Below are 12,106 nucleotides of genomic sequence, written 5' to 3'. Positions count from 1 at the left end.
TTAAATATGAAAATTGTAATATATATATCTTCTTTTTTTGTTTGCCTTACCATGTTTGCTCAATCAAATAAAATGGAACGTATTAAGGTAGAAGGGAATGAGTTTGTGAATTTAGCTGGTAAGGTAATGGTGTTTAGAGGTATCAATACAAGTGATCCAGATAAATTAGCAACAGATGGAATTTGGGGAGAAGAGTACATCCAAGAAATTAGTAAATGGGGAGCCACAGCAGTTCGTTTTCCTGTTCATCCTTCCGCTTGGAGAAGAAGGGGGCAAGAAGCCTACTTAAAACTATTAGATCAAGGTATAGCGTGGGCCGCTAAATACAATATGTATGTAATTATAGATTGGCACAGTATTGGAAATTTAAAAAATCAATTGTACTTAGACGAGATGTATAATACCACGTTGCCAGAAACTTATGCTTTTTGGAAACTGATGGCTGAAAAATATGGAAAAAATCCAACAGTAGCATTTTATGAACTCTTTAACGAGCCTACAATGTACCAACAGAGGTTTGGAACTATAACATGGGAGGAATGGAAAAAAATTAATGAAGAAATTATTACAATAGTCAGAGCTAATGGAGGAGAAGGAATCCCCTTGGTAGCTGGGTTTAATTGGGCATATGATTTAACTCCGGTTAAAGAAAACCCAATTGAAGCTGAAGGAATTGGATATGTAGCCCATCCTTATCCCATGAAAAGAGAACAGCCTTGGGAACCTAAATGGACAGCAGATTGGGGGTTTGTAAAAGATACCTATCCTGTAGTACTTACAGAAATTGGTTTTTGTGATGAAACTGCTCCTGGAGCCCATGTACCTGTAATAGGTGATGAAACTTATGGAGATGCTATTACAAACTATTGTGATGATAAAAACATCTCTTATTTTATTTGGGTATTCGACAAACAATGGTCTCCTCAAATGTATGTAGACGATAAATACACGCCTAGTAGACAAGGGAAGTATTTTAAAAAGAAAATGAGAAGTTATAAAAAGTAGATAGTTTTTTATAAATAGATTTGAATGTAGTGTTAGAAAAGCCTCAGGATTTTTTCTGAGGCTTTTTTTATAGTTTGTTTTCTACAGATATAACCGGAAGTATTATAAATTGATAACAATTTTTAGGGCTAAATAAGTCTTTAATAAAAGCCCGATTTATGGTGTAAGTAGCAGCTAAATTAGAATGGATCGCCTAGAGGTTAATTATAACTATGCTTAAATTTATTTTATTGCATCACGTTATCCGTTAAAAAACACCAAAGAATAACTATTCTTTGGTGTTTGTATTTTTTTTAGGAAATCACTTTCTTAGAATAACTTATTCATTTAAGGTTTCAATATTTTCATTAAACATTTTAATTAGATACAGAGTAGACTTGTCTGTTGAAAATATAGAATTGAGTCCTTGTGGCTCCATAGGAGGATCTGTAGTAAAATCATCTCCAGGGTTCCATTTTCCATTTTCAGGATTATTCTTTCCTAGGCCTCCGTAACCCCAAAAGTTCAGAGCAACAAAGGGCTCCTTATTCGTTATACTTTTTTCAAGTTTATTAAAAATTGCTGTATAAAAAATATTTCTATACTCTAAACAAGCGTTTTTGTCTAAACTTTCTTGCATTCTAGGAAAACCAAACTCTTCTAAAACAATAGGTTTGTTTAAATCTTTTGCTATTTCTATATGCTCGTCTATGTATTGTAAAGCATTTTCAATGGCTATAAAAGTAGCATTCTCTTCATTTTCTAGTGTATACCAACCCCAGTTTTTAGGCCATGTGTGCATGGTTAAATAATCTATATTAGGATTCGTATGAGTTCTTTTATAAGCGTTTATATCATCATTAGAACTTGCTTTTCCTTCAGACCCCGTAGATATTAAATGGTTGTTGTCTAAATTGTTAATTAAATTTACGGTAGCATTTATCCATTTTGTGAAATTTTCTTCATTATCAACAGTAAAAATACGCGGTTCGTTGGCTACTTGCCAAGCCATAATGCTTGGGTCTTCAGTATATTTTATATGTGTATACCTGTTGGTTCTTTGGAGTGCATATTTTATATGTTCTCTAAATCCTTCTTGGCAAGGGTCACATGTGAAGAATTTGGGGGTAAACTCCATAAATTCAGGCCAATTATGAGGAGGGATATTAGGATTGGGAACATCGCCAAAGCCATTCCATTGAAGGTATTTAGCCATACCACCAGACCATTCCCAATTATTCGTTAAGTAAAGAATTGCTGTCATATCTCTTTTGGCAAGCTCTCCCAACAAATAATCTAATCCTTCTAAAAGCGCATCATCATAAACCCCTTGTTTATATTGTAATGCAGGTCTTACAGTATAGTCTTGATCGCCACCTTCAGCCCCAAATAAGATTCTTAGGTTAACCATACCATGAGCTTTAAGCTCATCTAATTCCTTATGTAATCGTTCTCTGTTTCCATATTTTTCTGAAGCCAAAATGGCTCCATACCAATAATTGGTTCCTATGTAATGATATGGAGATCCATTTCTGTAGAATATTCCATTTTCAACGGTTACAAATGGGGTGTGAAGCTTTTTAGTAGCCATAGTTTTTGAAGAACTACAGCTGAGTAAGGTAGTGGTTGCAAGAAGTAAGGCAACCTTTTTTAGATAGTGCATATAGTTGGTTTATTTTTTGAATTCTATTGTAATACCATCTGCCATCAGAGTTCCTGTACAGTTGCTAAGTGCAATCATAATTCTATATTGTGATGCGTTGGTAGGAATGGGAAAAGTTTTTTCAAAATAGGTCCAATTACTACTTCCAGTTAGGCTGCCAATTAGCTGATCTTCTCTTGCTTTTTCATTAGAAGCTGTGGTAAGTTCTAAAATAAACATACCGTTATTCCAGTTTTCTTTGCCTTGCATAATTTCGATACTTTTTAAATACCCCGAAACTATTATTTCTTTAGCGTTAGTTGGGATGGTTGCTTGCTGATCGATAGCTGTCCAAGTAGCAGTTTTACTAGAAATAGCAGCTGCTTTTGTTCCATCTTTTACATCATCAGTTGTTATAATTTGAGTGTTTCCACTCCAATTGGTGAAACCTTCTTCGAAACTTCCATTACTAAAAGAATTCATGTTTGATATGGTACTTTCTTCCTTTTTAGAAAGAAGCGCATTGTATTTTTTTAATGAAAACGTTTTAGCACTAAGATTGTCAAATAAAATACTTCCATTAGTTTCTGCAAGGGCTAAAATAATTCTAGCCTTTTTTGCATTTTCTGGTATTTTAATAAGTTCTTTGTAGGCTGTCCAAGGAGTGGTAGCTACTACCTGAGCGATGTTGTGGTAGCTGATACTTTTATCTCCACCAGTTAACAATTCAACAGTTATAACTCCAGCTTTGTAAGCTTCATTGTGTTGCTCTACTGCATCGGTTTTAACCCAACCAGTAAATTCTATAGCAGCTGTATTTTTAGGGATAGGTATGATCTGGTCTATACCTTTCCATTTATTATCAGTGAACTGGTTAATCATACAACTGTTGTTGCCACTTTTTTTGTTATATGGATTTATGGTAGCATCGCCTCTCCAATTTTGTAAATCCTGCTCAAAACTACCATTTTTAAGGATGTTTTTTTGAGCTGTTAGATGCATTGAAAATAAAATGGATGCTAGTGTTACTAATATTACTTTCATAATTTATAATCGTTTCATTAATTCCATACAAGCTCTGGCATTATGGTACGGACATTTCCAAAACCCAGCCTTATCTTTTTCTATATAATTATATTTATCATCAACTCCCCAAAACCACTCTCCATATTTATTATCTAGAATGTATTGTTTTACAAAACTCCAGTTTTTATATACTACATCTAAGTAGGCTTTATGATTGGTTAATTGATAAGCATTGACATATCCTATCCAGAGTTCTGCTTGTGGCCACCAATGTTTTTCAGCGATCAGTTGCTTTTCTTGTGGATTGTATTCATACCAAAGTCCACCATCTTTATCAATGCCTTCGTTTGTAACTTTCGTGATCTCTATCGCATAGTGCTTAAAGTTTTCAATTAATGCGCTGTCTTTAGTTACTTCGGCACACCATTGTAATAACCATGCGGCTTCAATATCGTGTCCGTATGATATTACATCTGGTTTTTCTACCCAATCTTCGTTGAAGAATAATTTTAAATGCCAAGTATTTTTATCAATGAATTTCTCGTCTATAATATTTAGAATGTCAATAATAGCATTTTTGAGTTCTTCATTTTTCCAGACTAAGTACAGATTTGCAAAACCTTCCACAATATGCAAATGTGTGTTCATAGTTTTCTTTTCGTTGGCATCTTTATCACTTAAACGCATATCTGAAATTTCTTCCCAATCTTGCGTGTACGCTTCAAAATAACCGCCTTTTTTTGTGTCTAAACTATGGGTTTGTATGCTTTTATAGAGATTTATAGCTATATCAAGTGCTTCCTGATCTTGGGAGATTTTATAGTATTCAGACAAGCCATAAATGGTAAACCCTAGCGCATAAATTTGGTTTTTAGTGTCGCTAGGTGTACCATCTACGTTAACACTCCAATAGATACCTTTATTTACAGTATCATAAAAGCACTCTTTTATGTACTTAAAGGCTCTTTGGGCTATGGCGTATTCATTTTCATTTTCAGATAGTTGGTAGGCTGCGGAAAATGTCCATAAAATACGAGCGTTTAAAACGGCTCCTTTGAGAGCCTTGGGGTGTTTAATGTTATTATAGTCAATAGTTCCAATGAAACCACCATTTGTTTTGTCAATCATATTTGTACTCCAATAATTTAAAATTCTTTGGAGCTCAATCTTCATATCATTCTTCAGTGGTTCCATGTTTATTTAGCTAAAAGAGCTTTGTTTTTATCAATTAAAGAAATAATAGTTTCTACTGATCCAGATGAAATAAAAGTGTCTTCAGGAGAATTAGTTACATAGTCTACTAATTTATCTATAGTACTAGTAGCTACATGAGTTCTAGTATCAGAAGATGCGTAATAAATGTATACTGTACCGTCTTCATCGGCAATCCATCCGTTTACAAATAAAACGTTAGATACATCACCAACTCTTTCTGCATCTTCAGGAGCCATGAAATATCCTGCAGGAACATGAGTTACTTTACTAATATCATTTAGGTCTGTCATAAACATATAAAGGGTATATCTTAAACCAGCAGCAGTATTTCTAACACCGTGAGCTAAGTGTAACCATCCTTTTTCTGTTTTAATTGGTGCAGGACCTAAGCCATTTTTCAATTCGTATACAGTGTGGTATACTTTGTTATGAATAATGCTTTCGTTCTCAACAACAGGATTAGTTATGTCTTTTACATATCCTAAACCTATTCCACCGCCACCGCCAACTTCAATAAATCCGTCTTGTGGTCTGGTATACAAAGCATATTTACCGTCAACAAATTCAGGATGTAGTACAACATTACGTTGTTGGCCTGCATTGGAAATTAAATCTGGTAATCTTTCAAAGTTAATTAAGTCTTTAGTCCTAACAATACCAGCATTTGCAACGGCAGCGCTTGTATCACCAGCGGGTGCATCAGGATCTTTTCTTTCGGTACAGAAAATACCATAAATGTAACCATCTTCATGTAATGTTAATCTCATATCATACACGTTCGTGTCTGGCATCCCTTCAATTTGAGGTATTACACATGGTTTTTCCCAAAAGGTGAAGTTGTCTATACCATTAGGGCTTTCAGCCATTGCAAAGAATGACTTTCTATCAACTCCTTCCACACGAACGCAAACTACGTATTTGTTGTTCCATTTAATAGCCCCAGCGTTGAATGCTGCATTAAAACCAATACGCTCCATCATAAACGGATTGCTTTCTGGGTTAAAGTCGTATCTCCATTCTAAAGGGATATGTTTAGCAGTAACAGCCGGATTTTTATATCTAGTATATACACCGTTATTTTCTTCTATAGCTACATTCTTTTCTGAAACTAGATTGTTGTAGGCTGCAAACAGTTTGTCAAGTTTTTGATTCATACCTATTTATTTTTTACTTAGTAGTTTTATAGTTAAGTTTTATTTAGTGTTCGAATTTATTCCACCATAATTTTTTAAGTAGCACAGAGCATACAATAAGCACTGGTATTAAAATATATAGTGGGGTTGTTTGTCTAAATATGATATACATAGGAATTAGTACTAGTGCTGTTTGAGCTACCACACCAATTACTACATTAAACATATCTACTTTAAAGTTGCTATTACTTTTAAATTCTGGATTTTCTAGTTTTACCTTTTCCTCTATTGGTTTCCAGAATCCCCAAGGGTTTACAGTAGTGTAGAATGATTTTAGTACTTTTTCATCGGTTGGTGGGGCAGAATATGTTCCAACAACACAACCAATACCTGATATTACTAAGATGATAGGGAATAAATAGAGATCTAATACATCAGGGAAAATTTCTGGTACTACCATGGCACATGCGATACCTGTAACCATACCCCAGAAAAATCCTTCTCCATTAAATCTCCACCAGTGCCATTTTAAAATGTTTGCTACTACATAGCTACCGTATAATGATGATACTAACCATTGTAAAATGGAATTTACATTCTCTACATATAACCCTAAAATAATACTTATGGTAACCACAGAAACTCCTGAAACGTAGTTCATTAAATTTACTTTGCTGTGGGGAACATCTTTGTTGTATTTTAAGTAAATATCATTTACCAAATAGGCTTGAGCAGCATTTAATGTACCTGCAAAAGTAGACATGAAGGCAGCTAACAATCCGGCTAATAATAAGCCTAATAAACCAACGGGAACAAACTGTTTAATGGCAGCTGGAAGAATTAACTCAAAATCTACTTGTCCAGTTTGTGTAACTAGGTCTAATTTTTCATAGTAAATAAGAGCTAAAGCAGCAAACCCTGCAATCATTAAATAGCGTATTGGCATTAAAATCACGGAAACAAAACCACTCATTTTTGATGCTTCAGCAGGAGATTTGGTAGATAGTATTTTTTGCATGTCGTAGGTTGGAGCAGGACCAGCTACACTTACAAGAATTCCTTTTAGAACCATCATCATAAAGAAAATGGAAAATAGGCTAAAGCCGTCTTCTTTTATTTTTTGATTCACTTCTGGAATAATTTTAGACCAGTCCAAATCTAATTTCCAATCCCAGAAGGGACTCATCCAACCATCAGGAATATTTAAGGAATTGGCTCCAACAGCTTGAAAGCCTAGATATCCGATTACTAATGCAGATATTGTCATTATAGTAAACTGAATTACATCTGCCCAAACAATACCAGACATACCTCCTAATAAAGAGTAGAATACAGCAAATAATGTGAATATAATACCATAGAAATGGGGTACATGATTGGCACTTACAGTAAATGGAATATATGGACTTACTGCCTCCCATGGAATAAAAATTTCTACAAATTTGCCAAGCCCAATAAACCCATAGGCTAAATATGCCAAGCAAACTACTAATGCAAAAATAACTACAATAATATGGGATAGTTTAGCTCCTTTACCAAATCCAAATCGGGTTCCAATCCATTCGGCACCGGTAGTTACATTAGATCTGCGTAACCATTTAGATAAATATACCATTAAGAATATTTGGTTAAAAACAGGCCAAAGCCATGGTATCCATGCACTTTTAATGCCATATACAAACATCAGTGTTACCAACCAAATAGTACCAGAAATATCAAACATACCTGAGGCATTAGAAAGTCCCAACAGATACCATGGAATAGATTTTCCTCCAAGTAAATAATCATCCTTGCTTTGTTGCGCTTTTTTTCTTACCATTAGTCCTATGGCCAGTGTAGAGACTAAGTATAAGAGAATAACAATAATGTCGTATATTTTGAGCATTGTATTTATTTTTTGATTTTAATTTTTTGAATATCTTTTAGAAATAAGGTTTTTGGTAGTTCTGAAAACTCAATCAAATCATTTTCTAAAGCTTGTTTTTTATATGGCATATAGAAATGATTTGTTGTATGGTTTCGCCAGAATAGAATCCAACAGATTCCTGAATCTTTTATATATGGGTATAGCGTATTGGTAAACCATGCTGCTGTATTCAATTTTTCAAGTCCAGTTTCTGTGAATGCAAATAACTTGTTGTGGGTTTCAGCTGTATTTTTAACAATATTTAAATCGTGTTGTACAGATTTTATAAAATCTTCTGTATTGTAAAAGTCATAAATATCAATACCTAAAATATCTACATAAGCATCAGCTGGGTAGTATTTTAAATACTCATCTGTAGCGTTTAATTTGTTTGGAGAATATACATAGAGTACATTATGTACATTGTATTCATCTCTTAATAAATTTACCGTTTCTCTCCATAATTTAATATAATCTATGGTATTACAGTTTTTGTCTCCCCACCAAAACCATGAACCATTCATTTCGTGAAAAGGTCTGAAAATTATAGGGATAGGTTTGTTTTTATAGGTTACTGATTTAAAAAAATCAGCTACGCGCTTTACCCATAGCTTATAAGTTTCATGATAAGCACCTCCTTCAATAATGTCTGAAACAGCAGGGGTAGTGTCCCAAGAATTTCCACCAGAAACAGGATTGCCTAAGTGCCAGCTTACCGTTACAAAACCACCATTTTTATAGGCTTCAACCATTAATGTTTTCATATCTGTAAAAGCAACACCGTCTAGGTTATGTGTATGGGCGTATTCAATACCTCCAATATCAAAACCAAAACCAGCCGGATAATCATTTACAACATCATATACATCACTTTTAAGCGGCATAGCTGTTTGCTGATCAGCGTATTTCCAGCCTATTCCGTAAGAAGTAGCATCTTGCTGACTAACTGCAAATCCTTCTTTAGAAATTAGGAATAACTTTTTGTGCAAATATTTTGTAGGGGTTGATATATTTTTGTCAACTAACACAGGTTTTTTATATTCTGAAGTGTAAATTGATTTACATGAGCTTAAAAATAGCACAGATATAAAAAGTATATAAGTAGTTTTTAGTGATATTATTTTCATTAAATTATTAACTTTATATTTTTATATTGAATTTATTAATGAAATAGTAATTTGATATCTTGTTAATTTATAAAAACAAAAATACCGATCACAAGAAAATTCTGATTGTATTATTTTGTCAAACTTTTAAAATATTATAACAACTTTAGATAAATATGGACATATTAAAGAAAGTACACAGAGAAATTACACCACTTTCTGCTGAAGATAGTTTTTTAGTATTTGATAGAAAAAAAAGGGAATTTGATTTTCCCATTCATTTCCATCCGGAATATGAGTTGAACTTTATTAAAAATGGAAAGGGAGTACGCAGAGTTGTTGGCGATTCTTTAGAAGAAATAGAAGATGTAGAACTGGTTTTAGTAGGTCCTAACTTACACCACGGATGGATTAGTCAAAATTGTGATGAAAAGGAAATACATGAGATTACTATTCAATTTCACAGTAATTTATTTAATGAAGAACTGTTGTTTCGTAGAATTATGAAACCCATAAAAGAAATGTTTGACAGGTCTATACATGGTATTTTGTTTTCTCAAAAAACAGCTAATGAAATGTATCCACGTATTTCGCAAGTTTCAAAACTTGACGGTATGGATTATTTTATTGAAATGGTTTCCATCTTACAGGATTTAGCAAACTCTAGAAATCAACGATTGCTTTCTACGTATACTGTAGATAGAAATGAATTTGATAACAGCGATAAAATAAAGAAAGTATACGATTACATTCAGGCTAATTTTCACAATAAAATAACCTTAGCCGAAGTTTCAGAGATTGTTAATATGAGTAGTGTTTCCTTCAACAGATTTATAAAAAAACGTACCGGTAAGACTTTTATTAATTACCTTAATGATGTTAGGATAAGTAATGCCGCAATGTGGTTGCTAGAAAAAGATCAAAGTATATCGGAAATAGCGTATAAATGTGGCTTTAATAACATAGCCAATTTTAACAGGGTGTTCAAAAAATTTAAAAATTGTACCCCAAGTGAGTATAAAGCTGTTTTTGAAGGAATAAAACGAGTACTCTAATTACTATAATTTTTATACTAAATATGATAATTTAGGTATAGTAAATGATGATATTGTTGAACAAAAATGGAAAGGTATTTAGTATCTTGAATTTTAGAAATTTATTTAACAAGTTAATAAACAATGAAAATTTATAGTACTACAAAGCTATTATTTTTAACAGCTTTATTTTTTACGAGTATGAAGTTAACTGCTCAAGATTCAAATTTTTACATATTTCTTTGCTTTGGTCAGTCTAATATGGAGGGACAGGGAGCTATTGAGACTATTGATACGGTAACAAATAGTAGATTTAAATTATTACAAGCGTTAGATTGCCCTGGGTTGAATAGGGAAGAAGGTAAGTGGTACGAAGCAGCACCGCCTACATGTCAATGTGATACCAACCTTTCTCCAGCAGATTGGTTTGGCAAAACTATGGTAGAACACTTGCCGGACAGTATTTCTATTGGTATTATTAACGTGGCTATTGGTGGTTGTGATATTAGATTATTTGATAAAGATAAGTATGAGGAGTATACCTTAACGTATGATGAAGACTGGTTTAAAAACAAAGTAGCAGGGTATGGTGGAAACCCATATAAAAGACTCATAGATTTAGCTAAAATAGCTAAGAAAGATGGTGTTATAAAAGGTATTTTATTGCATCAGGGAGAAACTAACACAGGTGACGAAGAATGGCCTAAGTACGTTGAAAAAGTGTATAATGATATTTTAAACGATTTGTCTCTAGAGAGCAATTCTATTCCTTTATTGGCGGGGGAGATGATGCAAACAGAGGTTAATTGTTGTGCAGAAATGATCCCTATTGTTAATAAATTACCTGAAGTGATTCCTAATTCTTACATCATATCTTCAGAAGGTTGTACAGGCCAAGACGAAGCTCATTTTGATTCTGCGGGATACCGATTGTTAGGAAAGCGATATGGTTATCAAATGCTTGAATTATTAGGGTATAAAGTTGAGTGAAATTTTACAAATTATAGTACAAAAAAAAGACCTGAATATTCAGGTCTTTTTTGTATAAATTATTTATTCGAGAAAATATTATTCTTGCAATTTTATTTCGTCTCTCGTTAGTGTTTCGGGTCTATTATAAATCTCTAAAATACCTTCTTTTGTATTAGCGGTTTCAATCCAGTTAGCCCATACCATAAACCAGCTCCATTTAGGTTGTTTTTCTAGTATGTTGGCTTTGGGTAATTGTCCAACTTCTCCTAAAGCAATAGGTTTACCATTGGCTAGTTTTAGTAAACTTTCGTAATCTTTTTGCTCATAATCAAAATGATAAACATCTGTGGCTAAAATATCTACATATTTTTTTCCAGGATAAAAATCTTTATAAGCAAATGCTTCATCGTAAGGTATATCACGTGGTCCGTTAGCATTCCATACCCATATCAAGTTGTTCAATTTGTGGATGTCTGTTAATCTATGATACAACATTTTCCAAAGTTTTATATAACCATCTTTGCCAGGTTTGTTTCCCCACCAAAACCATACACCATTCATTTCATGGTAAGGTCTCCACAAAACAGGAATGTTCTTATCCTTTAGTCGTTTTAAAGCTTTAGCAATAGTATCTACTTGGTTTTCCCATCTTTTATTAAGTTTAGTTCCGGGTGTAGTTAGTTCTTTCCATTGCTCATCAGAAATAGTGTTTTGCACACTAGAGCTCCAGCCATAAGGAGCATCATCCATAGGTCTACCTACATGCCACATGATGGTAATTATAGCTCCCTCATTATGTTTTTTAATAGCTTCTTCTATTACTTTATCTTCTTGGTTAACACTACTCCAGTATAAATCTGCACCCCAAATAGCTGGCTTTTCACCAGCTATATCAGATGCTATATCATAATACTTAGTAGGTTCGTGGTTATAACTATGTTGCCCTGATAAAATAGTATTATCCAAACCATAAATGTAGCTAAGTAGATTTTTAGCTTCCTTACTAGCGTTCGGATTTATAGGGTTCTGGGCTACTATATTTAGGCATGTGCTTAAAAGAATTATTAATATTAGGTTTCTCATAGCGT

At 33.4% G+C, this 12,106-nt stretch carries 10 protein-coding genes; 3 read left to right on the top strand and 7 right to left on the bottom strand.

Going from position 1 to position 12,106, the window contains the following annotated elements; translation table 11 throughout:
• Positions 1-6 precede the first annotated feature (6 nt).
• Positions 7-1,005: a glycoside hydrolase family 5 protein gene (locus tag BM383_RS08240; protein WP_093024644.1), complete on the top strand. Its 999-nt coding sequence runs from the start codon at positions 7-9 to the stop codon at positions 1,003-1,005.
• Positions 1,006-1,324: 319 nt separating this feature from the next.
• Here the strand turns inward: BM383_RS08240 and BM383_RS08235 are convergent, their stop codons facing one another.
• Genes BM383_RS08235 through BM383_RS08210 form a run of 6 tightly spaced genes read right to left on the bottom strand, consistent with a single transcriptional unit; the run spans position 1,325 to position 8,895 of the window.
• The gene (locus BM383_RS08235) at positions 1,325-2,647 is read right to left on the bottom strand and encodes a glycoside hydrolase 5 family protein (protein ID WP_093024643.1); all 1,323 of its coding nucleotides are present in this window, start codon (positions 2,645-2,647) and stop codon (positions 1,325-1,327) included.
• Between the two features lie 9 nt (positions 2,648-2,656).
• Positions 2,657-3,670, bottom strand: coding sequence for a carbohydrate binding domain-containing protein (locus BM383_RS08230; RefSeq protein WP_093024642.1), 1,014 nt, complete (start codon positions 3,668-3,670; stop codon positions 2,657-2,659).
• Between the two features lie 3 nt (positions 3,671-3,673).
• Entirely contained in the window at positions 3,674-4,846 is a 1,173-nt protein-coding gene (locus tag BM383_RS08225; protein WP_093024641.1) for an AGE family epimerase/isomerase, read from the bottom strand.
• Between the two features lie 2 nt (positions 4,847-4,848).
• Positions 4,849-6,021 carry a glycoside hydrolase family 130 protein gene (locus BM383_RS08220; RefSeq protein ID WP_093024640.1) on the bottom strand — a complete coding sequence of 391 codons (1,173 nt, stop codon included), beginning with the start codon at positions 6,019-6,021 and terminating at the stop codon, positions 4,849-4,851.
• A gap of 43 nt (positions 6,022-6,064) precedes the next feature.
• The gene (locus tag BM383_RS08215; protein ID WP_093024639.1) at positions 6,065-7,885 is read right to left on the bottom strand and encodes a sodium:solute symporter family protein; all 1,821 of its coding nucleotides are present in this window, start codon (positions 7,883-7,885) and stop codon (positions 6,065-6,067) included.
• A 5-nt stretch (positions 7,886-7,890) separates the two neighbouring features.
• Positions 7,891-8,895 (bottom strand): glycoside hydrolase family 26 protein, encoded by a 1,005-nt coding sequence (locus BM383_RS08210; protein WP_177229091.1) that lies wholly within the window; start codon positions 8,893-8,895, stop codon positions 7,891-7,893.
• A 293-nt stretch (positions 8,896-9,188) separates the two neighbouring features.
• Here BM383_RS08210 and BM383_RS08205 point away from each other — a divergent pair, with 293 nt between their 5' ends.
• Both BM383_RS08205 and BM383_RS08200 read left to right on the top strand, forming a co-directional pair.
• Positions 9,189-10,067, top strand: a complete 879-nt coding sequence (locus tag BM383_RS08205) for an AraC family transcriptional regulator (protein ID WP_093024637.1) — start codon at positions 9,189-9,191, stop codon at positions 10,065-10,067.
• 123 nt (positions 10,068-10,190) lie between these two features.
• Complete coding sequence (locus BM383_RS08200; RefSeq protein ID WP_093024636.1) at positions 10,191-11,036, top strand: sialate O-acetylesterase; 846 nt, start codon at positions 10,191-10,193, stop codon at positions 11,034-11,036.
• Between the two features lie 78 nt (positions 11,037-11,114).
• Here BM383_RS08200 and BM383_RS08195 read toward each other — a convergent pair whose 3' ends face one another.
• The gene (locus BM383_RS08195) at positions 11,115-12,101 is read right to left on the bottom strand and encodes a glycosyl hydrolase (protein WP_093024635.1); all 987 of its coding nucleotides are present in this window, start codon (positions 12,099-12,101) and stop codon (positions 11,115-11,117) included.
• Positions 12,102-12,106 lie beyond the last annotated feature (5 nt).

Source organism: Pustulibacterium marinum (assembly GCF_900116665.1).
Taxonomy (GTDB): Bacteria; Bacteroidota; Bacteroidia; order Flavobacteriales; family Flavobacteriaceae; genus Pustulibacterium; species Pustulibacterium marinum.
Note: the sequence above shows the minus strand (reverse complement) of the source record. Positions and strands in the feature narration are given on the sequence as shown.